22 protein-coding genes are annotated in these 22,866 nt (G+C 53.6%); 14 read left to right on the top strand and 8 right to left on the bottom strand.

What is annotated here, in order from left to right; all coding sequences use genetic code 11:
- The first annotated feature begins 218 nt into the window (after positions 1 to 218).
- From IB214_RS10425 to IB214_RS10405, 5 genes are all read left to right on the top strand, one after another.
- Positions 219 to 1,493: a Glu/Leu/Phe/Val dehydrogenase gene (locus IB214_RS10425; protein WP_096756744.1), complete on the top strand. Its 1,275-nt coding sequence runs from the start codon at positions 219 to 221 to the stop codon at positions 1,491 to 1,493.
- Between the two features lie 325 nt (positions 1,494 to 1,818).
- The gene (dhaK, locus tag IB214_RS10420; RefSeq protein WP_117342921.1) at positions 1,819 to 2,889 is read left to right on the top strand and encodes a dihydroxyacetone kinase subunit DhaK; all 1,071 of its coding nucleotides are present in this window, start codon (positions 1,819 to 1,821) and stop codon (positions 2,887 to 2,889) included.
- 11 nt (positions 2,890 to 2,900) lie between these two features.
- Entirely contained in the window at positions 2,901 to 3,533 is a 633-nt protein-coding gene (dhaL, locus tag IB214_RS10415; RefSeq protein WP_096756742.1) for a dihydroxyacetone kinase subunit DhaL, read from the top strand.
- A gap of 10 nt (positions 3,534 to 3,543) precedes the next feature.
- Positions 3,544 to 4,974, top strand: a complete 1,431-nt coding sequence (gene dhaM / locus IB214_RS10410) for a dihydroxyacetone kinase phosphoryl donor subunit DhaM (protein ID WP_117342922.1) — start codon at positions 3,544 to 3,546, stop codon at positions 4,972 to 4,974.
- A gap of 171 nt (positions 4,975 to 5,145) precedes the next feature.
- Positions 5,146 to 6,834, top strand: coding sequence for an alpha,alpha-trehalase (locus tag IB214_RS10405; RefSeq protein ID WP_117342923.1), 1,689 nt, complete (start codon positions 5,146 to 5,148; stop codon positions 6,832 to 6,834).
- Positions 6,835 to 6,882: 48 nt separating this feature from the next.
- On the opposite strand, the gene IB214_RS10400 is transcribed toward IB214_RS10405, so the two are convergent.
- Positions 6,883 to 7,137: a GlsB/YeaQ/YmgE family stress response membrane protein gene (locus tag IB214_RS10400; protein ID WP_115259931.1), complete on the bottom strand. Its 255-nt coding sequence runs from the start codon at positions 7,135 to 7,137 to the stop codon at positions 6,883 to 6,885.
- A gap of 198 nt (positions 7,138 to 7,335) precedes the next feature.
- Between IB214_RS10400 and IB214_RS10395 the strand changes: the two genes are divergently transcribed.
- Positions 7,336 to 8,070, top strand: a complete 735-nt coding sequence (locus IB214_RS10395) for a flagellar brake protein (protein WP_115258258.1) — start codon at positions 7,336 to 7,338, stop codon at positions 8,068 to 8,070.
- An 11-nt stretch (positions 8,071 to 8,081) separates the two neighbouring features.
- On the opposite strand, the gene emtA is transcribed toward IB214_RS10395, so the two are convergent.
- Positions 8,082 to 8,693 carry a membrane-bound lytic murein transglycosylase EmtA gene (gene emtA / locus IB214_RS10390; protein ID WP_096756738.1) on the bottom strand — a complete coding sequence of 204 codons (612 nt, stop codon included), beginning with the start codon at positions 8,691 to 8,693 and terminating at the stop codon, positions 8,082 to 8,084.
- Positions 8,694 to 8,791: 98 nt separating this feature from the next.
- Here emtA and ldcA point away from each other — a divergent pair, with 98 nt between their 5' ends.
- Positions 8,792 to 9,706: a muramoyltetrapeptide carboxypeptidase gene (gene ldcA, locus IB214_RS10385; protein WP_117342924.1), complete on the top strand. Its 915-nt coding sequence runs from the start codon at positions 8,792 to 8,794 to the stop codon at positions 9,704 to 9,706.
- Positions 9,707 to 9,803: 97 nt separating this feature from the next.
- Positions 9,804 to 11,537, top strand: coding sequence for a potassium/proton antiporter (locus IB214_RS10380; RefSeq protein WP_096756736.1), 1,734 nt, complete (start codon positions 9,804 to 9,806; stop codon positions 11,535 to 11,537).
- 103 nt (positions 11,538 to 11,640) lie between these two features.
- Here IB214_RS10380 and dadX read toward each other — a convergent pair whose 3' ends face one another.
- Together dadX and IB214_RS10370 are read right to left on the bottom strand one after the other, a co-directional pair.
- Positions 11,641 to 12,711: a catabolic alanine racemase DadX gene (dadX, locus tag IB214_RS10375; protein ID WP_117342925.1), complete on the bottom strand. Its 1,071-nt coding sequence runs from the start codon at positions 12,709 to 12,711 to the stop codon at positions 11,641 to 11,643.
- 12 nt (positions 12,712 to 12,723) lie between these two features.
- Positions 12,724 to 14,022 carry a D-amino acid dehydrogenase gene (locus IB214_RS10370; RefSeq protein ID WP_115258254.1) on the bottom strand — a complete coding sequence of 433 codons (1,299 nt, stop codon included), beginning with the start codon at positions 14,020 to 14,022 and terminating at the stop codon, positions 12,724 to 12,726.
- Positions 14,023 to 14,344: 322 nt separating this feature from the next.
- Between IB214_RS10370 and IB214_RS10365 the strand changes: the two genes are divergently transcribed.
- Positions 14,345 to 15,877 (top strand): SpoVR family protein, encoded by a 1,533-nt coding sequence (locus tag IB214_RS10365; RefSeq protein ID WP_096756733.1) that lies wholly within the window; start codon positions 14,345 to 14,347, stop codon positions 15,875 to 15,877.
- Positions 15,878 to 15,979: 102 nt separating this feature from the next.
- On the opposite strand, the gene fadR is transcribed toward IB214_RS10365, so the two are convergent.
- Positions 15,980 to 16,699 (bottom strand): fatty acid metabolism transcriptional regulator FadR, encoded by a 720-nt coding sequence (gene fadR, locus IB214_RS10360; RefSeq protein ID WP_096756732.1) that lies wholly within the window; start codon positions 16,697 to 16,699, stop codon positions 15,980 to 15,982.
- Between the two features lie 237 nt (positions 16,700 to 16,936).
- On the opposite strand from fadR, the gene nhaB reads away from it, so the two are divergent.
- From nhaB to IB214_RS10345, 3 genes are all read left to right on the top strand, one after another.
- On the top strand, positions 16,937 to 18,478 hold the full coding sequence (gene nhaB, locus IB214_RS10355; protein ID WP_117342926.1) for a Na(+)/H(+) antiporter NhaB: 1,542 nt from the start codon (positions 16,937 to 16,939) through the stop codon (positions 18,476 to 18,478).
- Positions 18,479 to 18,619: 141 nt separating this feature from the next.
- Complete coding sequence (gene dsbB / locus IB214_RS10350) at positions 18,620 to 19,150, top strand: disulfide bond formation protein DsbB (protein WP_096756730.1); 531 nt, start codon at positions 18,620 to 18,622, stop codon at positions 19,148 to 19,150.
- Positions 19,151 to 19,261: 111 nt separating this feature from the next.
- Complete coding sequence (locus tag IB214_RS10345; protein ID WP_096756729.1) at positions 19,262 to 19,603, top strand: DUF1971 domain-containing protein; 342 nt, start codon at positions 19,262 to 19,264, stop codon at positions 19,601 to 19,603.
- Between the two features lie 29 nt (positions 19,604 to 19,632).
- Here the strand turns inward: IB214_RS10345 and IB214_RS10340 are convergent, their stop codons facing one another.
- The 3 genes from IB214_RS10340 to IB214_RS10330 all read right to left on the bottom strand — a co-directional run bounded on the left by IB214_RS10340 (position 19,633) and on the right by IB214_RS10330 (position 21,194).
- Positions 19,633 to 20,079 carry a YcgN family cysteine cluster protein gene (locus tag IB214_RS10340; RefSeq protein ID WP_196209307.1) on the bottom strand — a complete coding sequence of 149 codons (447 nt, stop codon included), beginning with the start codon at positions 20,077 to 20,079 and terminating at the stop codon, positions 19,633 to 19,635.
- Between the two features lie 92 nt (positions 20,080 to 20,171).
- On the bottom strand, positions 20,172 to 20,831 hold the full coding sequence (locus tag IB214_RS10335; RefSeq protein ID WP_117342927.1) for a fumarylacetoacetate hydrolase family protein: 660 nt from the start codon (positions 20,829 to 20,831) through the stop codon (positions 20,172 to 20,174).
- A gap of 69 nt (positions 20,832 to 20,900) precedes the next feature.
- The gene (locus tag IB214_RS10330; protein ID WP_096756727.1) at positions 20,901 to 21,194 is read right to left on the bottom strand and encodes a YcgL domain-containing protein; all 294 of its coding nucleotides are present in this window, start codon (positions 21,192 to 21,194) and stop codon (positions 20,901 to 20,903) included.
- Between the two features lie 126 nt (positions 21,195 to 21,320).
- Between IB214_RS10330 and minC the strand changes: the two genes are divergently transcribed.
- Positions 21,321 to 22,028 carry a septum site-determining protein MinC gene (minC, locus tag IB214_RS10325; RefSeq protein ID WP_096756726.1) on the top strand — a complete coding sequence of 236 codons (708 nt, stop codon included), beginning with the start codon at positions 21,321 to 21,323 and terminating at the stop codon, positions 22,026 to 22,028.
- Positions 22,029 to 22,051: 23 nt separating this feature from the next.
- Positions 22,052 to 22,864, top strand: a complete 813-nt coding sequence (gene minD / locus IB214_RS10320) for a septum site-determining protein MinD (protein ID WP_096756725.1) — start codon at positions 22,052 to 22,054, stop codon at positions 22,862 to 22,864.
- The last annotated feature ends 2 nt before the right edge of the window (positions 22,865 to 22,866 follow it).

Below are 22,866 nucleotides of genomic sequence, written 5' to 3'. Positions count from 1 at the left end.
CTGCAATTGGTTTATTATCAGCAAAACAGCCAAAAACCCTGTAAATCCCGGATAATTATTCACATTCCAACTGAAAACCTAACTCACAGACATGACAATCCGTGCCCTGAAGGCAGGCCGTTGTTTGAAAAAAATGTTAAATTTACGTTTATATGGTGAGATCCACTGTATACCACGGCGAAATTAAGCACATATTACTTTTATAACTAAGGTTTATCATGGATAAGTTATCTTACGCTTCAGATAGCAGCACATCTGCCTGGAATACCTACCTGCAACAAATCGAGCGTGTGGCCCCGTACTTGGGTGAACTTTCCCACTGGGTGGATACCCTGCGTCACCCAAAACGCGCATTGATTGTCGATATCCCGGTGCAAATGGATGACGGTACCATCCGCCATTTCGAAGGATACCGCGTGCAGCACAACCTCTCCCGAGGCCCAGGTAAAGGCGGCGTGCGTTATCATCCTGATGTTGATCTTAACGAAGTGATGGCTCTTTCTGCGTGGATGACCATCAAATGCGCCGCGCTTAACCTGCCATATGGCGGTGCGAAAGGTGGTGTTCGCGTCGATCCTTTCTCGTTGTCTGAGGGCGAACTGGAGCGTTTGACCCGCCGCTATACCAGTGAAATCGGCATTATCATCGGACCGCAGAAAGATATTCCTGCCCCGGATGTCGGTACCAACGGGAAAGTCATGGCGTGGATGATGGATACTTACTCCATGAACCACGGCACTACCGTGACCAGCGTGGTCACCGGTAAACCAATCCATCTTGGCGGCTCTCTGGGTCGTGATAAAGCCACCGGTCGCGGCGTATTCGTCAGCGGTCTGGAAGTTGCGCGCCGTGCCAACATCGCCGTTGAAGGCGCTCGCGTGGCGGTGCAAGGTTTTGGTAACGTGGGGAGTGAAGCAGCTCGCCTGTTCGCCGGTGCGGGTGCACGCGTGGTCGCTATTCAGGATCATACCGCCACCCTGTTTAATACCACCGGGATCGACATGACTGCGCTGACTGCATGGCAGTTAGAGCACAAACAAATTGCCGGTTTCCCGGGTGCTGAAACCATCGCCAGCGAAGCGTTCTGGAGCGTGGAGATGGATATTCTGATCCCGGCTGCGCTTGAAGGCCAGATCACCCGTCATCGCGCGGAAACGCTGACCTGTAAGCTGGTGCTCGAAGGCGCAAACGGCCCAACCTACCCGGATGCCGATGACGTACTGGCCAGCCGCGGTATCGTTGTGGTACCTGACGTGGTCTGTAACGCCGGTGGCGTTACCGTCAGCTACTTTGAATGGGTGCAGGACATGGCAAGCTTCTTCTGGAGCGAAGAAGAGATCAACGCGCGCATGGATAAGATCATGACCGACGCAATGGTCCACGTATGGGAAAAAGCCGCGGAGAAATCCTGCTCTCTGCGTACTGCCGCCTACATTGTCGCCTGTGAGCGTATTCTGCTGGCGCGTAAAGATCGTGGTATCTATCCGGGCTAAGACCGGACTCCGCTCTTGCGAACAAAACCACCTGCAATGCAGGTGGTTTTTACTTCACCTCCCCACGCTGAGGCGTTTTGCGCTAAACCTGCCGCATCTCTCATTTCCGCTTTTTTATGCACCACTACGTTTCAATACGGAACATTTATCAGCGAAGATGTTCCGTATTGAAACGCTCATTACGGCAATTTTCTTTTGACAACCCATATGCAAAATTACCTTATCGGCAGCAAGAGGTCGCCGTGGCGCTGTACATCACCGATACCCTACACCAGATGTCTGCCGTTTTTTGCAGCCATCTCAGGACTGTCTACGGAGCATAAAAATGAAAAAATTGATCAACCGTGTTGAAGACGTACTGAATGAACAACTCGCCGGGCTGGCAAAAGCCTACCCTTCTCTGGCGCTGCATCAGGACCCGGTATACGTCACTCGTGCTGACGCGCCGGTGATGGGTAAAGTGGCGCTACTTTCAGGTGGTGGCAGCGGGCATGAACCAATGCACTGCGGCTATATTGGTCAGGGCATGCTTTCCGGTGCCTGTCCGGGGGAGATTTTCACCTCGCCAACCCCGGACAAAATGTTCGAATGCGCCATGCAAATTGACGGTGGCGAAGGCGTGCTGCTAATCATCAAAAATTACACCGGTGACATTCTGAATTTTGAAACCGCTACCGAGCTGTTGCACGAAAGCGGCGTCAAGGTCACGACCATGGTTGTTGACGACGACGTAGCGGTAAAAGATAGCCTGTATACCGCCGGACGTCGCGGTGTTGCGAATACCGTGCTGATTGAAAAACTGGTCGGCGCGGCTGCCGAGCGCGGAGACTCGCTGGAAGCGTGTGCCGCATTGGGTCGCAAACTGAATAACCTCGGTCACTCTATCGGCATTGCTATCGGCGCCTGTACTGTCCCGGCCGCAGGGCAACCTTCGTTTACGCTGCAGGATAACGAAATGGAGTTTGGCGTCGGCATTCATGGGGAGCCGGGGATCGACCGACGCGCCTTCTCTTCCCTCGACCAGACCGTGGATGAAATGTTCGACACCCTGCTGGAAAACGGTCACTACAGCCGTACGCTGCGCCACTGGGACAACATCCAGGGTGCCTGGCAGGAAGGTAAAGAAACCAAACAAGCGCTGCAACAGGGCGACCGCGTCATTGCGCTGGTCAATAACCTTGGCGCAACGCCGCTATCCGAGCTGTTCGGCGTCTATAACCGTCTTGAACGCCGCTGTCAGGATGCGGGTATCATCATCGAACGCAATCTGATTGGCTCTTACTGTACCTCTCTGGATATGACCGGTTTCTCCATCACCCTGTTAAAGGTCGATGACGAAACGCTGAACCTGTGGGATGCACCGGTACACACCCCTGCTCTCAACTGGGGTAAATAAGGAGATTCATAATGTCCCTCAACAGAACACAAATCGTTAACTGGCTTTATCGCTGCGGTGAAATATTTACCACCGAAAGTGATTTTCTGACCGGTCTGGACCGGGAAATTGGCGACGCCGACCACGGCCTGAATATGCACCGTGGCTTCAGTAAAGTGGTCGAAAAACTGCCGTCCATTGCGGATAAAGACATCGGTTTCATTTTGAAAAACACCGGCATGGTGCTGCTTTCCAGCGTCGGTGGGGCCAGCGGTCCGCTGTTCGGCACCTTCTTCATCCGCGCCGCACAGGTGACTCAGGCCCATCAGAGCCTGACACTGGATGAGCTGTATCAGATGATGCGCGATGGCGCAGAAGGCGTGATTAGCCGAGGTAAAGCCGAGCCCGGGGACAAAACCATGTGTGATGTCTGGGTACCGGTGGTCGAGTCGCTACGTCAGTCCTGCGAACAAAAACTGAGTGTACAGGCGGCGCTGGACGCGGCGAGTCAACAAGCAGAAGCGGCTGCACAAAGCACCATCACCATGCAGGCACGTAAAGGTCGTGCCAGCTATCTGGGTGAGCGCAGTATCGGGCATCAGGATCCCGGCGCAACGTCGGTGATGTTTATGATGCAAATGCTGGCTCAGGCCGCCAGAGAGTAAGGATAAAGCGATGGTAAACCTGGTTATTGTGTCTCATAGCGCGCAGTTGGGCGCAGGCGTCGGCGAGTTAGCCCGACAGATGTTAATGGGCGAAGGGTGCAAACTCGCGATCGCCGCGGGCATTGACGATCCCGATAATCCTATCGGCACCGATCCAATTAAAGTGATGGAAGCCATTGAGTCCGTCGCGGACACGGATCACGTGCTGGTGATGATGGATATCGGCAGCGCGTTATTAAGTGCGGAAACCGCCCTGGAACTGCTCGATCCGACGATCGCCGCGAAGGTACGCTTGTGCGCAGCTCCGCTGGTAGAAGGCACCCTGGCCGCAACGGTCAGCGCCGCAGCAGGTGCCGATATCGACCGCGTCATTCGCGATGCCATGAGCGCCCTCGATGCCAAATATGCGCAACTGGGTTTACCACCGTCGTCCCCGGTCGTGACCTCGCCGGAAGGCCTCTCTGCTGATGACGAGGCCCGCTCTGTTGCCGTGGTGGTCAAAAACCCCAACGGCATCCACGTTCGCCCCGCGTCACGGCTGGTCTCCACGTTGTCTGGCTTTCGCGCCGACATGCTGCTTGAGAAAAACGGTAAGTGCGTGGTCCCGGACAGCCTGAACCAAATCGCGCTGCTGCAGGTGCGTTGTAATGACACGCTGCGCTTAATTGCCAAAGGTGAACAGGCCGACGACGCGCTGGCGGCATTCAAACAGCTGGCTGCGCAGAACTTTGGTGAGTCCGTTGAACAGCCACATACCGGCGGCATCACCAACTCAGCGCCGATACAAGCAACGGGGATGGCCTTTTGCTATACGCCGGTCGCCGCAGAGGTAGCCCCGCAGCCTGCCACCGATTTACCGTACGAACAGCAGCGGTTACAGGCGGCAATCCGCAATACGCTGGAGGATCTGAACTGTTTAACAGCGCTTGCCGAAGAGAAATACTCCGCCGATATCGCCGCGATTTTCTCCGGCCACCACACGCTGCTGGACGATACCGAGTTATATGACATGGCCTGCGCTATCATGCGCGAAAAACAGTGTCGCGCCGAACATGCCTGGCATACGGTATTGAGCGACCTGAGTCAGCAGTATCTCCAGCTCGACGACCCTTATTTGCAGGCGCGGTATATCGATATTGACGATTTACTGTACCGCTCGCTGCGGCATTTGACCGGAATACCCGCTCAAATCCCGACCTTTATTCGCCCGACAATCCTGGTGGCAGACGTCATTTACCCGTCCACCGTACTGCAGTTGGATCCGCTGACCATCAAAGGCATCTGTTTGCGCGCGGGCAGCGAGGCGTCCCATTCGGCAATCATTGCCCGCGAGATGGGGATCGGCTGGGTATGCCAGCAGGGTGAGGCGCTCGACGCCATCAAAATGGGGGACACCCTGACCCTTGACTGCGCGGCACATCAGGTCATCCGCGTGGGCTAAACGCCGCTGCACGTCCTGTTATCACAAAGGGCGTGCAGCTTTCACATCACGTGCAGAAACGTCTGTTTGTTCGCAAAATAGGGTCCCTATAACGCGTAACGGTCGATCCTGGACTAAGGTTTTCTCATGGTAAATGCCGCAACTTCGGCACGCCGCTAAGGAGATTACCCGATGATAACGCCAGCAATTCGCCATCCTGGCCTGCTCTCTGTTACAGTAAAACTCACGCTCACAAGTACCCTTTTGGCCCTTGCTTCATTCGGCGCCCACGCCGAGGAACAGCCCGCCGCAACGCCGCAGCCCCCTGATATCCTGCTCGGCCCTCTGTTTAATGATGTGCAAACCGCCAAGCTGTTCCCGGATCAGAAAACCTTTGCCGATGCAGTGCCCAATAGCGATCCGCTGATGATCCTTGCTGATTATCGGATGCAAAAAAACCAGTCCGGCTTCGATCTTCGTCATTTCGTCGGTGTGAATTTTACGCTGCCCAAAGAGGGTGAGAAATACGTACCGCCCGCCGGGCAGTCGCTGCGTGAGCATATCGACGGGCTGTGGCCGGTGCTAACGCGCTCGACGACTGACGTGGAAAAATGGGACTCATTGCTGCCGCTGCCGGAGCCGTATGTGGTGCCCGGCGGGCGTTTTCGCGAAATTTATTACTGGGACAGCTATTTCACTATGCTGGGGCTTGCCGAGAGCAACCACTGGGACAAGGTCTCCGACATGGTGGCGAACTTCGCTTACGAGATTGATGCCTGGGGACACATTCCTAACGGTAACCGCAGCTATTATCTGAGCCGCTCCCAGCCGCCGTTCTTCGCCTTTATGGTTGAACTGCTGGCGCAGCACGACGGTAATGATGCGCTGAAAAAATACCTGCCGCAGATGCAGAAAGAGTACAGCTACTGGATGGAGGGCGTCGAAACGCTTAAGCCAGGTCAGCAGAACAAACGGGTAGTCAAACTGGCTGACGGCACGGTGTTAAACCGCTACTGGGATGACCGTGATACGCCAAGACCCGAGTCCTGGGTTGAAGATATCGCCACCGCCAAAAGCAATCCAAACCGTCCGGCCACCGACATTTACCGCGACCTGCGTTCGGCCGCCGCCTCGGGCTGGGATTTTAGCTCACGTTGGATGGACAACCCGAACCAGTTAAGCACCCTGCGCACCACCAGCATCGTCCCTGTCGATCTCAATGCGCTGCTGTACAAGATGGAAAAAATGATTGCGCTTGCCAGCAAGGCCGCAGGGGATGAAGCCAAAGCTACACAGTACGAAGGCTTCGCTAATGCGCGACAAAAAGGGATTGAAAGCTACCTGTGGAACGATAAAGAGGGCTGGTATGCCGACTACGATTTAAAAAGTCAGAAAGTACGCAATCAACTGACCGCCGCCGCCCTGTTCCCGCTGTATGTCAATGCGGCGGCCAACGATCGCGCCAGCAAGGTGGCTGCGGCGACCCAGGCGCATCTGCTGCAACCCGGCGGTCTGGCCACAACGTCGGTGAAAAGCGGTCAACAGTGGGATGCCCCGAACGGCTGGGCACCACTCCAGTGGGTTGCAGCGTCCGGGTTACAAAACTACGGCCAGGATAAGGTCGCCATGGAGGTCACCTGGCGCTTCCTGACCAACGTGCAGCATACCTATGACCGGGAGAAAAAGCTGGTTGAAAAATACGACGTCAGCAGCACAGGAACCGGCGGTGGCGGTGGCGAGTACCCGTTACAGGACGGCTTTGGCTGGACCAATGGCGTCACCTTAAAAATGCTCGACCTGATTTGCGCCAAAGAAAAACCCTGTGATAGCGTCCCGTCGACACGGCCAGTAACTGAAAAAACAACGCAGACCGTGCAATAAATTACACCAGATTAGCCATGAGAGGCGGCCCCCGCAGGGGCCGCTGAATTAATCTCGCCGTACCAACCGGAAAATCCCCAGCACGAGAATGGCACCGACGACGGCCACCAGGAAACTGTGCAGATTAAACCCGCTGATATCTCCCCCGATACCAAACATAGTTGCCAGCCATCCGCCAACCACAGCCCCGACAATGCCGAGAATACACGTCAGAATAAATCCTCCGCCATCGCGCCCCGGCATGAGCAGTTTAGCGATAACACCCGCAATCAGACCAAAAATAATCCAGGCAATAATTCCCATTTTCAGGCCCTCTTTCCAATGAACGCACGCGCAAGCCATTCCTGCGCCAGTACGTTAAGTATAGGCAAGCCGTCGCCCGGCGTTTTTCTACAGCTTGCGTTCAGCGGACTTAATAAAAAATTTCATCCATTTGTATTAAGTTCTGTCGCGCGATGCCGATAATCCAACGACAAACCAGGCATCCAGGAGTCATTAGGTGTGAGCAACTACCATGAGCAGTTCCTGAAGCAAAATCCATTGGCGGTGTTAGGCGTTCTCCGCGACTTAAATTCACAGCAGATCCCCCTGCGAATCTCCTGGTCAGGAGGACAATTCATCAGCAAAATTCTCGCGGTGAGCCCGGATGAATTAGTTATGGATTTTGGCAGCCAGGAATATGAAAACCAGGCCGTTCAGCGGGCAAACCACGTCTCTGTCATCGCTGAAACGCAGGGCGCCAAGGTCGAGTTCACCCTGCCTCAGCTCAAAAAAGGGGAATTTCAACGGTTGCCGGCATTTATCTCGTCGCTGCCGCCCGCGCTGTGGTTTGTCCAGCGCCGGGAATATTTCCGTATTGGTGCCCCATTGCATCCGCCCTATCACTGCACGGCAAAAATGCCGGACAACAGCATTTTACGTTTTCGGTTGTTCGATTTATCGCTCGGCGGGATGGGCGCGCTGTTAGAAGAGGCAAAACCAGAAGGACTGGTGGAGGGCATGCGCTTTTCGCAGGTTGAAATCAACATGGAACAATGGGGAGTGTACCACGTTGACGCCCAGCTTATTTCCATCAGCGAGCGCAAAGTTATCGACGGGAAAAATGAAACCATCACCACTCCCCGCCTGAGCTTCCGTTTTCTCAACGTCAGCCCGGCGGTGGAGCGGAACTTACAGCGGATTATTTTTTCACTCGAACGTGAGGCCCGGGAAAAATCCAACAAGGTACGCGAGTAACCTCACGCGAACTACATCACATCCAGCGCTTGCTGAAGCTTCCAGATATAACGCGGAGCCTGCGGCGCCGGATGATTATCAGCCACATGCTCAATAAATTCATCCGGACTGAGATCGTTGATTTTGTTGATGGCTTTTTTCCTGTCGGAGGAGAATGTCCGCAGCAACGCCCCCGCACCGTTGGCATATGACACCACCAGCGCATATTGCATCACCTGTGGGTCTTCGATGCCGGCCAATGGTCCGGTTTCGAGAATATTCAGGTACGCGGCACCCATTGAGATGTTGCGCTCAGGGTTTTTCAGCTCACTGGTTGACGGCTCGCCACTCCAGCCCATCCGACGGTAGACATCCCGTCCGGAGGTAGAGGCTTTGAGCTGCATCAGCCCAACGGCGTTAGATTTACTGACCGCATTCGGATTTCCGCCTGATTCAATGGCGATGATGGCCGTAATCAATTGTGGGCTTACCCCCCAGGCCGCGCCGGCTTTTTCACTGATCGGCATCCATTGCATTGCGCGTTTAACCGGAACTTCAGCATTCCATGGCGGATTTTTGTAATCCTGTTTTGAACTACAGCCCGCAAGTAATACAACCAAAAAAGCAAACCATCTCAATTTCACGTCATCTATCCTTATAGCCGGAACCTGTCGCTGAGGTGACAACGACATACCTACGCGGCATGATATACATTTGGTTTTAGTTGTAGCAAGGAAATGCCATGTCCCGGTTTCACTTAATTGCCCCCTCGGGCTACTGTATCAACCAGCAAGCGGCATTGCGCGGGCTTTCGCGCCTTACTGAGGCCGGTCATCAGGTCACAAACTCGGCGGTTATTGCACGTCGCTACCAGCGTTTTGCCGGGACGGAAACCGAACGGTTGGCGGATGTGAATGCATTGGTTGAGCTGAAAACGCCCGATACCATTGTACTGGCGGTGCGCGGCGGCTATGGCGCCAGCCGTTTACTGGATGCTATTGACTGGCAGGCACTGACCGCCCGCCAGCAACACGACCCACTGCTCATTTGCGGACACAGCGACTTTACGGCAATCCAGTGCGGCCTGCTGGCACAAGGCAACGTCATTACCTTCAGCGGCCCGATGTTAGCGGCCAATTTTGGTGCCGAAGAAATGAACGCGTTTACCGAACACCATTTCTGGCTGGCGTTACGCAATGCGCAATTTACTATCGACTGGCAAGGTGATGGTCCGGACTGCGCCACCGAAGGCACGCTGTGGGGCGGTAATCTGGCGATGCTCATTTCGCTGATTGGCACCCCGTATATGCCCGCCATTGATAACGGTATTCTGGTGCTGGAAGACATTAATGAGCATCCGTTCCGCGTCGAGCGCATGCTGTTGCAGCTGTACCACGCGGGCATTTTAGCCCGTCAGAACGCCATTATTCTCGGCAGTTTTAGCGGCAGCGCACCAAACGATTACGACGCTGGCTACAATCTGGAGGAAGTCTGCACATTTCTGCGTGCCAGACTGTCGGTACCGTTGATTAGCGGTCTCGATTTTGGTCACGAACAGCGTACCGTCACGCTCCCGCTCGGGGCAAAAGCGGTGCTGCGAAACGTGAAAAATAGCAGCCAGCTCACCTTAACCGGGCATCCGGTGCTGAAATCGTAAAAAAAGCTGCTAACAGGGCTAAGTAAAACGCTGTTTCTGCCGCTAATATGTTAGGGTTTGTTAATACGAAACAGCGTAATTCAGGAGTAACCGAACGTTGGATGCCGCAGCAATTATTAGCCTTTTTATTTTGGGTTCCGTTCTCGTCACCTGCAGTATCTTACTCAGTTCATTCTCATCACGTCTTGGTATCCCGATCCTGGTGATATTCCTCGCGATCGGTATGTTAGCGGGCGTAGATGGCATTGGCGGTATTCCTTTTGATAACTACCCTTTCGCCTACATGGTGAGTAACCTGGCGCTGGCGGTTATCCTGCTTGATGGCGGGATGCGTACCCAGGCCAGTTCCTTTCGCGTAGCGCTCGGTCCGGCATTATCACTGGCGACCGTGGGCGTGCTGATCACCTCCGGCTTAACCGGCATGATGGCCGCGTGGCTGTTTCATCTGGATCTCATCGAGGGTTTATTGATTGGCGCGATTGTTGGCTCAACCGACGCCGCGGCGGTGTTTTCCCTGCTCGGTGGGAAGGGTCTGAACGAACGTGTCGGCTCGACGCTGGAAATAGAATCGGGCAGCAATGACCCGATGGCGGTGTTTCTGACCATCACGCTAATTGAAATGATCCAAAACCACGAGACCGGCTTAAGCTGGATGTTCGCGGTGCATATTATTCAACAGTTCGGTCTGGGTATTGCACTGGGTCTGGGTGGCGGTTATCTGCTCCAACAAATGATTAACCGGATTTCGCTGCCTGCCGGATTGTATCCACTGCTGGCGTTAAGCGGCGGGATCCTGATTTTTGCCCTCACCACCGCGCTGGAAGGCAGCGGTATTCTGGCGGTCTACCTGTGTGGCTTCCTGTTGGGTAATCGCCCCATTCGCAACCGGTTCGGTATTCTACAAAACTTTGACGGCCTGGCCTGGCTGGCGCAAATCGCCATGTTCCTGGTACTGGGTCTGCTGGTGACGCCATCCGACCTGCTGCCCATTGCCATTCCGGCGCTGATTTTGTCTGCCTGGATGATTTTCGTTGCCCGCCCGCTGTCGGTGTTCGCCGGGCTGCTGCCGTTCCGGGGTTTTAATCTGCGTGAGCGCATTTTCATCAGCTGGGTCGGCTTGCGCGGTGCGGTGCCGATCATCCTCGCCGTCTTCCCGATGATGGCCGGGCTGGATAATGCCCGTCTGTTCTTTAACGTGGCGTTCTTCGTCGTCCTGATTTCGCTGTTGTTTCAGGGGACATCGCTCTCGTGGGCGGCCAAAAAAGCCAAAGTGGTGGTTCCACCGGTCGGCTGGCCCGTTTCGCGCATTGGTCTGGATATTCATCCTGACAATCCCTGGGAGCAGTTTGTTTATCAACTGAGTGCCGATAAATGGTGTGTGGGGGCCGCACTACGCGACCTGCATATGCCAGACGAGACGCGAATTGCCGCGCTGTTTCGTGACAACGTGCTGTTTCATCCGTCGGGCAGCACCCGCCTGCGCGAAGGTGACGTGCTGTGCGTTATTGGTCGCGAGCGCGATCTTCCCGCATTAGGCAAGCTGTTCAGCCAGTCGCCGCCGGTCGCGTTAGACCAGCGTTTCTTTGGTGACTTTATTCTCGAAGCCAGCGCCAAATACGCCGACGTGGCGCTGATTTACGGGCTGGAAGATGGCACTGAATATCGCGATAAGCAGCAGACACTGGGTGAGATCGTCCAGCAATTGTTAGGCGCCGCACCGGTGGTCGGCGACCAGGTCGAATTTGCCGGGATGATCTGGACGGTGGCCGAGAAAGAAGATAATTCGGTGCTGAAAGTCGGCGTTCGCGTGGCAGAAGATGAGGATGAATAATAGTGATGTTTTTGCCGGGTAGCGGCTGCGCCTTACCCGGCTTACAAATGTACTGCTATTGTAGGCCTGATAAGCGCAGCGCCATCAGGCAACTTTACAAAAGTTACACCGTCACAACCGGTACGCGCAGCGCCAGCGAGCACATCAATTCGTACCCCACCGTACCGGCCGCGGAAGCCACATCGTCGATTTTGATCTCTTTGCCCCACAGCTCTACCGGCGTACCAATGCCTGCCTGAGGACATGGCGTCAGATCCACTGCCAGCATATCCATCGACACCGTGCCGACCGTCCCGGTACGGACACCGTCCACCAGCACCGGCGTGCCGCTCGGCGCATGGCGCGGATATCCATCGGCATAGCCGGTCGCCACAATCCCGATACGTTGTTCACCGCGTGCGGTGTAACGCCCACCGTAGCCAACCCTGTCACCGGCCTTCAGCGTTTGCACCCCGATGACCTCGCTGTTCAGACTCATTACCGGTTTGAGACCGGTGTTGGCGATGTCCCGCCATTGCCCTGACGGAGAGGCGCCGTACAGAATAATACCCGGGCGTACCCAGTCGAAATGGGCTTCCGGGTGCCACAGCGTGGCGGCGGAGTTTGACAGCGAACGTCGGCATTCAAGCCCTTCCGTCGCCTGTGCAATACGCGCCATCGCGTCCTGAATACCGTCCGGATGTTCGGCATCAGCAAAGTGCGACATCAGCGTCATTTCACCCACATTCGGCATCGCCCGCAGCTGTTGCCAGACGGTTGCCACCCGCTCAGGCAAAAAGCCCAGACGGTTCATGCCGCTGTTAACCTTCAGGTATACATCCAGCGGAGCGTTCAGTCGGGCATTTTGTAACGCTTTGAGCTGCCAGTTGCTGTGTACACAGGTGGTTAAACGATATTGGTCATACACCGTCAGATCGACGGCGTGGAAAAAACCTTCCAGCATTAAGATCGGGCCTTTCCAGCCACGCTCGCGCAGCGTTATCGCTTCTTCCAGATTCAGCATGGCGAAACCGTCGGTGGTCCCCAGCGCATTCCAGACGCGCTCAATGCCATGTCCATAAGCATTGGCTTTTACCACCGACCAGACGCGGGCGTCCGGTGCGGCCTGCCGTGCAATGCCTAAATTTTGTTTCAACGCCTGCAGGTCAATGCTGGCCAGTATTGGGCGGGTCATCTCGCGTCCTTCTCAGCTATGTGCGCCGTGTAAATGTCGTGGACGTGACGGCGAAAATCCTGGGCTGTAACGCGCCACGCTCAGGTCATCGTAAGGGATGGCGGGCGTGCGACCAGAAAGAATATCGCTCAGCAACTGTCCCGATCCACAGGCCATGGTCCAGCCCAGCGTACCGTGACCGGTGTTGAGCAGCAGGTTCTTAAAACGGGTACGTCCGACTACCGGCGTGCCGTCCGGCGTCATCGGCCGCAGCCCGGTCCAGAAGGTGGCCTGCTCCACATGCCCCCCGCGCGGGAAGAGATCGCGCACCACCATTTCCAGCGTTTCACGTCGCGGCTGTAATAATTCAGTATTGAAGCCCACGATCTCCGCCATGCCGCCCACGCGGATACGGTTATCAAAACGGGTAATGGCAATTTTGTAGGTTTCATCAAGGATAGTCGACACCGGCGCGCCGTCGTCCTCCGCGATCGGAATGGTCAGCGAATAACCTTTGAGTGGGTAAACCGGAATATCGACCATCCCTTTCAGCATAGCCGTGGAGTAAGAGCCAAACGCCATCACATAAGCATCGGCTTTGATAATTTCCTCACCGCACTGCACGCCATAAATCTGCTCGCCATCGCTCAGCAGCTTATCAACCGGTGTGTTGAAGCGGAATTTAACCCCTGCCAGCTCCGCCATTTGCGCCAGGCGTTGGGTAAACAGCTGACAGTCGCCGGTTTCGTCATTCGGTAGACGCAGCCCGCCGGTCAGCTTATGCGCCACTTCGGCCAGCGCCGGTTCAACTTCCGCGAGGCGATGGGCTTCCAGCAGTTGATATGGCACACCCGCATCTTCCAGAACGGCGATGTCGCGCGTGGCGTTCTCATACTGCTGCGCGGTACGGAATAGCTGCAGCGTCCCGCCCTGACGACCTTCATATTCAATGCCGGTAGTGGCTCGCAGCGCCTTCAGGCAATCACGGCTATATTCCGCCAGACGCACCATACGACCTTTGTTTTCCATGTAATGACTGGTGTCACAGTTGCGTAGCATCTGCCACATCCATTTCAGTTGGAACTGCGTGCCGTCAAGGCGAACGGCCAACGGCGCATGGCGTTGAAACATCCATTTAATCGCTTTTAGCGGTACGCCGGGTGCCGCCCACGGTGCTGCATAGCCTGGAGAGATTTGCCCCGCATTCGCCGCACTGGTTTCCAGCGCCGGACCGGGCTCACGATCAATGACGGTGACATCGTGTCCAGCCTGACTTAAATACCAGGCGCTGGTCACGCCAACGACACCACTTCCCAGTATGACAACTCGCATAGCCACTCCGTTAACAGTAAAAGAATAATCATCTAATTACATCTTGATAACTCAGTTGAAAATATTATTCAACATATGGCTTTTTTATGGTGATGTATCTCACACATAGCGGTAACGACAGGGATGTCTCTGCTTTAGGATCTCCTGCTGTGCGTCATTTTTATCCAGCATAAAATTTCGTGAACATCCTGTTTTTCGATGTTGGATTAACGTGATATCGCAAAGAAAAATTTTCTGCCGCAGCACGTTTTTTAACACCGTGTTCTATGCTTGAAATGAGGTACTCCAGACAGAGAGTGCCGCCAACAATGAGGGTGCGCGAATGGCTACGATTGATTCCATGAACAAGGACACCACACGGTTGAGCGATGGACCCGACTGGACGTTTGATCTGCTGGATGTCTATCTGGCGGAAATAGACCGCGTGGCAAAACTCTACCGACTGGAGACCTATCCGCACCAAATCGAGGTCATTACCTCCGAGCAGATGATGGACGCCTACTCCAGCGTCGGGATGCCGATTAACTATACCCACTGGTCGTTTGGTAAAAAATTTATTGAAACCGAACGTCTGTATAAGCACGGTCAGCAAGGGCTGGCTTATGAGATTGTCATCAACTCCAACCCATGTATCGCGTATCTGATGGAGGAGAACACCATCACCATGCAGGCGCTGGTGATGGCACACGCCTGCTATGGGCATAACTCCTTCTTCAAGAACAACTACCTTTTCCGTAGCTGGACGGATGCCAGCTCCATTGTTGATTATCTGATTTTTGCCCGAAACTACATTACCCAGTGTGAAGAGCGCTACGGCGTCGACGAAGTCGAAAAACTGCTCGATTCCTGCCATGCACTGATGAACTACGGTGTCGATCGCTATAAACGCCCGCAAAAAATTTCATTGCAGGAAGAGAAAGCGCGGCAAAAAAGCCGCGAAGAATATCTGCAAAGTCAGGTAAATATGCTGTGGCGTACCTTGCCGAAAAAAGAGGAAGAGAAAACCGTGTTTGAAGCGCGGCGTTATCCTTCTGAACCCCAGGAAAACCTGCTGTACTTTATGGAAAAAAATGCCCCGCTGCTGGAGTCCTGGCAGCGTGAAGTGCTGCGTATCGTGCGCAAAGTGAGCCAGTATTTTTATCCGCAGAAACAGACCCAGGTGATGAACGAAGGCTGGGCGACGTTCTGGCATTACACCATCCTTAACCACCTGTACGATGAAGGCAAAGTGACCGAGCGGTTTATGCTGGAGTTTCTACACAGCCATACCAATGTGGTGTTCCAGCCGCCGTACAACAGCCCGTGGTATAGCGGGATAAACCCTTATGCGCTCGGATTCGCCATGTTCCAGGACATCAAACGTATTTGTCAGTCTCCGACCGAGGAAGATAAATACTGGTTCCCGGATATCGCCGGTTCTGACTGGCTGGAAACCCTGCACTTCGCGATGCGTGATTTTAAAGATGAGAGCTTTATCAGCCAGTTCCTGTCACCGAAGGTGATGCGTGATTTCCGCCTGTTCACCGTGTTGGACGATGACAGACATAATTATCTGGAAATCTCAGCAATTCATAACGAAGAGGGATACCGTGAAATTCGTAACCGGCTGTCGTCGCAGTATAACCTGAGCAACCTGGAGCCAAACATTCAGGTATGGAATGTCGATTTGCGCGGCGATCGCTCTCTCACACTGCGTTATATCCCGCATAATCGCGCCCCGCTGGATAAGGGCCGCAAAGAGGTGCTGAAGCACGTCCATCGGTTATGGGGTTTTGACGTGACGCTGGAGCAACAAAATGAGGATGGCAGCGTGGAACTGCTGGAACGTTGCCCGCCGAGAATGAACGGTCTGTGAATCTTATTGCCGGATGGCGACGCGAAAGCGTCTTATCCGGCCTACACTAGACATCCACGTAGGCCGGATAAGGTGTTCACACCGCCATTCGGCATTGAGCGATTAACGGCCCTGAATGGCTAAATCGCCGGGCAGGTTTTTCTGCATGCGATGCCAAATCTCGCCGCTGTCGTGACCGTAACTGCGCACCGTTTCATACACCTGGTCATGGGAGCCCTGCTCGCAGAGCAATGACAGCTTACGGTAGAAGCTCAGTGCCAGACCGCGGGCTTCCGGATTGGCGAAATAATGACGACCAATACGGGTATACAATCCCTTCATGCCGTTGAGGATCAGGCCGTAAATCGGATTGCCGGACGCGAATGCCAGACCGCGGAAAATGTTGTAGTCCAGGTCAGCAAAAGCGTCAGCGTGGTCGGCTACCTGATTTGCCGTCGCCAGCACTTCCTGCGCTTTGTCCGGATGTTGGCGGAATGCGGTGCGAATGAAGATTGTTGAGATGTTGGTACGCACCGACAGCAGATTATCAATCAGCTGCGGAACGCTCTCGTGATCGAGGCGCGCCAGCGTTTCAAGAATATTCAGTCCTGACGTTTCCCAGAAATTATTCACTTTCGTCGGTTTGCCGTGCTGAATGGTCAACCAGCCGTCCCGCGCCAGGCGCTGTAACACTTCGCGTAGCGTGGTGCGTGTTACTCCAATAAGTTCAGAGAGTTCACGTTCAGCGGGCAAAATAGTGCCTGGGGGGAAGCGGTTATTCCAGATACTTTCAATGATGTACTCTTCCGCGAACCCCGCTGGGCTTTGCGCCTTAATGACCATAGTAATAATTCCATTACACAGCAAAACATAGTTACACACATCATACCAGACGGGTCTGATAGCTGATAGCTGAGGCAATGAAGAAAAAGTGGATCAAGGCTTCATTTTCCAGATAACGCTGGGGCGCAATTGGCGCGACGAAGCACGTGAAGAGCTTGCCTGCGTTCCCTCCTCCCGCTAAGCTTTGCCGTCAAACATAAAAACATGATTTCATTTTTACAGGTAAGGGAAACTGCCATGGAGCTATCCTGGGGTCGCGCGCTGTGGCGCAACTTTTTAGGCCAGTCGCCGGACTGGTACAAACTCGCATTATTATCCTTCTTAATCGTTAACCCGATTATTTTCTTCATCAACCCGTTCGTTGCCGGGTGGCTGCTGGTGGCTGAGTTCATTTTTACGCTGGCAATGGCGCTCAAGTGTTATCCGCTGCTGCCGGGTGGCCTGCTGGCGATTGAAGCCGTCGTCATTGGCATGACCAGCGCCACGCACGTGCGTGAAGAGATTGCCGCCAATCTTGAGGTGTTATTGCTGCTGATGTTTATGGTGGCGGGCATCTACTTTATGAAGCAGTTACTGCTGTTTATTTTTACCCGATTGCTGCTGAGCATTCGCTCTAAAATGCTGCTGTCGCTGTCCTTCTGCGTAGCCGCCGCCTTCCTGTCCGCGTTCCTCGATGCATTGACCGTGGTCGCCGTCGTGATAAGCGTGGCGGTCGGTTTTTATGGCATTTACCACCGCATCGCCTCTTCCCGTGGGGAAGATAATATGCTCGATGACAGCCATATTGATCAGCACAATAAAGCCGTGCTCGAGCAGTTCCGCGGTTTTCTGCGCAGCCTGATGATGCATGCCGGCGTCGGCACGGCGTTAGGTGGCGTGATGACCATGGTTGGTGAACCGCAAAACCTGATTATCGCCAAAGCGGCGGGCTGGCATTTCGGGGATTTCTTCCTGCGGATGTCCCCGGTCACCGTCCCGGTGCTGATCTGCGGACTGCTAACCTGCATGCTGGTCGAGAAATTACGTTGGTTTGGCTATGGTGAAACATTGCCTGAAAAGGTACGTGACGTTCTGCAGCAATATGACGATCAAAGCCGCCAGCAGCGCACCCGCCAGGACAAGATCAAACTGATTGTCCAGGCGATTATCGGCGTCTGGCTGGTTATCGCCCTGGCCCTGCATCTGGCCGAAGTTGGACTGATAGGCCTGTCGGTTATCATCCTGGCGACGTCCTTAACGGGGGTCACTGATGAACATGCTATCGGCAAGGCGTTCACCGAGTCACTGCCGTTCACCGCGCTGCTGACCGTGTTCTTCTCAATTGTGGCCGTAATTATCGATCAGCAATTGTTCGCTCCGATTATTCATTTTGTTTTACAGGCTTCAGAGCATGCCCAGCTCACTCTGTTCTACCTCTTTAACGGTCTGCTTTCTTCTATCTCCGATAACGTCTTTGTAGGCACGATTTACATTAACGAAGCCAAAGCGGCGATGGAGCACGGGACCATCAGCCTGAACCAGTTCGAACTGTTAGCCGTGGCGATTAATACCGGGACTAACCTGCCTTCCGTCGCAACTCCGAATGGCCAGGCCGCATTCCTGTTCCTGCTGACTTCCGCACTGGCACCGTTGATTCGCCTCTCCTATGGCCGCATGGTATGGATGGCGCTGCCGTATACCCTCGTACTGACGCTGGTCGGTCTTTTGTGCGTGGAATTCACCCTCGTCCCGGTGACCGAGTGGATGACGCAAATAGGCTGGTTAGCTACACTTCCATAACAACTTACCGGGCAAATCACTGCCCGGTTTGACTTTTTGCATGATAATTATCCGATTACACAATATTTCAATAGCTGCTAGTGGCGCATAAATTGAATTGGTTTAAACTGCGCTCTCTACGCATGTTGCAGGGAATTTATTATGTTGCGATTTTTAAACCAGTGCTCCCGCGGTCGCGGAGCATGGTTATTGTTGGCGCTAACCGCCCTGGCGCTGGAACTCGTTGCGCTGTGGTTCCAGCACGTGATGCTGCTTAAACCTTGCGTGTTGTGTATTTACGAACGTAGTGCGTTATTCGGCGTAATGGGTGCCGGGCTGGTGGGTGCTATCGCGCCAAAAACGCCGCTGCGTTATGTAGCGATGGTTATCTGGATTTACAGCGCCTGGCGCGGTCTGCAGTTAGCATATGAGCACACCATGATCCAGCTTCACCCGTCTCCGTTCATGACCTGTGATTTTGCGGCGCGCTTTCCGAGCTGGTTACCGCTGGACAAATGGCTGCCTCAGGTTTTCCTGGCATCCGGCGACTGCGCCGAGCGTCAGTGGTCTTTTTTAACCCTTGAAATGCCACAGTGGCTATTAGGGATCTTTGCTGCGTACCTGGTGGTCGCCGTGCTGGTGGTCATTGCCCAACCGTTTAAACCGAAAAAACGCGACCTCTTCGGTCGCTAACAGAGACGCTCCTTCGGGAGCGTTTTTTTTTGCCATAATGTCATTGCTTGGTGGCATCTATAAGATGTATATTAAATACATCTTATAGATGCCACACCAAGGAGATGTCCCATGTCCCATTTACGCATCCCGGCAAACTGGAAAGTTAAACGCTCTACTCCCTTTTTCACAAAAGACACTGTCCCAGCCGCACTGCTCTCCCACCATAACACCGCAGCAGGCGTCTTTGGACAGCTTTGCGTGATGGAAGGTACGGTAACGTATTACGGCTTTGCGAATGAAGAAGCGAAAGAACCTGAAGTTAAAGTGGTGATAAATGCCGGTCAGTTTGCGACCAGCCCACCGCAGTACTGGCATCGTGTTGAATTAAGCGACGACGCGCAGTTCAACATTAATTTCTGGGTTGAAGATGACAACCACTCAGATGAGATGTATCAGGCGAAAAAATCTTAATCTTTAGCGCCTGTTAACCGATGGGCGGCTCAGTCCGCCCATGAAGGTTTGTTCAAAATGTGATCCTGCCAGTCGTGTACTTCTGATTCTTTCACCGCAATATGACGGACTGAAATACGCTCACCGTGCATCGCGGCTTTCGAGCCAGTCAGTAGCGGGTGCCAGTCCGGCAGCCCTTTCCCTTCCGCAAGCAGACGATACGCGCAGGTCATCGGTAGCCATTCAAAAGTTGGCAAATTGTCACGCGTCAGCTTGATGCAATCAGGCTCGTATTCGAAACGACGTTCGTAGTTACGGCACTGGCAGGTTTTGATATTGAGCTGCTTACAGGCGACGTTGGTAAAATAGATTTCGTCGGTATCTTCATCCATCAGCTTATGCAGGCAGCATTGACCACATCCGTCGCATAATGACTCCCACTCGGCATCGGTCATTTCATCCAGGGTTTTGCTTTGCCAGAAAGGTATGTCGCTCATCAGGGTATCCGCTATTGCAATAAAGCTGCACCTTATAACCAGTCTGGCACGTTGATGCAAGTTTTGCCGCCCGAAAAGGCGGCAAGAAGAGATTACAGTACTCTCGTCGTCAGCGTTTGACCGTGAAAACCGATCGCCAGCTCATCACCACTGTGTAACGGCCCTACGCCTTCTGGCGTTCCTGTCAATACCACATCCCCCGCTTTGAGGGTGAAGAAACGACTCATGTAGGCAATCAACGGAATAATGTGATGGATCATGTCCGCCGTAGAACCGTGCTGACGTGTTTCACCGTTTACCGTCAGACTGAGCAGCGTATTTTGCGGATCGCCGTTAAACTCCGATACCGGAATGAAGCCCGACAGCGGACAGGAATTATCAAATCCCTTCGCTTTTTCCCACGGCTGCCCCGCTTTCTTCATTTTGCCCTGAATATCGCGCAGGGTCAGATCCAGCGCCACGCCATAACCGGCAATGGCTTTACGCACATGATCTTCCGTTGCCTGGCGCAGGGTCGCGCCAATCAGCACCGCCAGCTCAACTTCGTGGTGCACCGCACCCATATCCGCCGGGATAACCAGCGGTTGGCGCAGGTCGCACAATGCCGTTTCCGGTTTGATAAACAGCACGGGTTCATCTGGCGTTGTGCTGCCCATCTCCTTAATGTGCTTTGCGTAATTACTGCCCACGCAAACCACTTTACTCACTGGGTAATCCAGCAGAGCACCATGCCAGTTGTGATGTTGATACATGACTTTCCCCTAACGTCGTCTTCGATTTCAGGAACTGCATCGACGGGACATGCGGCTGCCGGATACAGTTTAACCTTTAGCGTCTGGTATATTTTGTTTTGCCACAGACAGATGCTGTTTGAGTAAATCTTCTGGCGGTGGCGGGATTTGTAAATAATAGCCCTGCTCGGTTAACGCCTGTTTTACTTTTTCAAGGTCAGCGTTCACCAGTTTCTTGCGACCATCAAGTGGTAAAATCATTGCCAGTTTCGGCTGACCAAAACCTTTCATCAGTTCTTCAGGAACGCGAGAGAAATCGTCTTTTTTTTCGACATATAAATAGGTCTGGTCACGTTTGCTGCTTCGGTAGATCACACAAAACATATCTTTTACTCTGAATTCACGGAATGGTGGCTTGCCTCAATATAATACTGACTATAACATGCCTTATAGTCTTCGGAATATCACCCCGCGCTGGGGATGATAAATAGCAAATTGAGTAAGGCCAGGATGTCAAACACGCCAATCGAGCTTAAAGGCAGTAGCTTCACCTTATCTGTGGTTCACTTGCACGAGTCAGAACCCGAGGTTATTCGTCAGGCGTTGGAAGACAAAATCGCGCAGGCTCCTGCTTTTTTAAAACATGCTCCCGTGGTGATCAACGTCAGTGGCCTTGAAAGCCCGGTAAACTGGCCAACGCTGCAGAAAGTTGTCGCATCTACCGGTCTGCGCATTATCGGCGTTAGCGGCTGCAAAGATGCCAGACTCAAAGCAGAGATCGACGAAATGGGCCTGCCTTTACTGACTGAAGGTAAAGAAAAAGCGCTGCGCCCTGCCCCCATTGCTGAACCCGCACCTGCCGCGCCGGTACAAAACGTTACTCCCATCACAAAAACACGATTAATAAATGTCCCGGTTCGTTCCGGTCAGCGCATTTATGCACCACAATGTGATCTGATTGTTACAAACCACGTCAGCGCGGGCGCAGAACTCATCGCTGACGGCAATATTCACGTTTATGGCATGATGAGAGGCCGTGCACTGGCGGGTGCAAGCGGCGATCGAGAAGCACAGATTTTTTGTACCCACCTGACGGCAGAACTGGTGTCTATCGCAGGTGTTTATTGGCTGAGTGATAAAATCCCAGCAGAATTTTATGGCAAAGCGGCGCGTCTGCAATTAGCAGAGAACGCTTTGACAGTTCAACCGTTGAATTGATCCCTTTTTAACAAGGAATTTCTATGGCACGCATTATTGTTGTTACTTCGGGTAAAGGGGGCGTTGGCAAAACCACCTCCAGCGCGGCCATCGCTACAGGTTTGGCCCAGAAGGGAAAGAAAACTGTCGTTATTGATTTTGATATCGGCCTGCGTAACCTCGATTTAATCATGGGTTGCGAACGCCGCGTCGTTTACGACTTCGTCAACGTTATTCAGGGCGATGCGTCGTTAAATCAGGCGTTAATCAAAGATAAGCGTACTGAAAATCTCTTTATTCTTCCGGCCTCACAGACTCGCGATAAAGACGCGCTGACGCGTGAAGGCGTCGCAAAAGTTCTGGATGATCTGAAATCGATGGACTTCGACTTCATCGTCTGCGACTCCCCGGCCGGTATTGAAACCGGTGCGCTAATGGCACTGTATTTTGCCGATGAAGCGATTATTACCACCAACCCGGAAGTGTCTTCAGTACGTGACTCTGACCGTATTCTGGGCATTCTGGCGTCGAAATCTCGTCGCGCGGAAAATGGTGAAGATCCGATTAAAGAGCATCTGCTGCTTACGCGCTACAACCCTGGCCGCGTAAACAGAGGCGACATGCTCAGCATGGAAGACGTACTGGAAATTCTGCGCATCAAACTGGTTGGTGTGATTCCGGAAGATCAGTCAGTCCTGCGCGCATCTAACCAGGGTGAGCCGGTGATCCTCGACATCAATGCGGATGCTGGCAAAGCTTATGCAGATACCGTAGACCGTCTGTTGGGAGAAGAACGTCCTTTCCGCTTCGTTGAAGAAGAGAAGAAAGGTTTCCTCAAACGCCTGTTCGGAGGATAAGT

Origin of the sequence: Citrobacter sp. C1 (assembly GCF_014596895.2) — a bacterium.
Lineage (GTDB): Bacteria > Pseudomonadota > Gammaproteobacteria > Enterobacterales > Enterobacteriaceae > Citrobacter > Citrobacter gillenii.
Note: the sequence above shows the minus strand (reverse complement) of the source record. Positions and strands in the feature narration are given on the sequence as shown.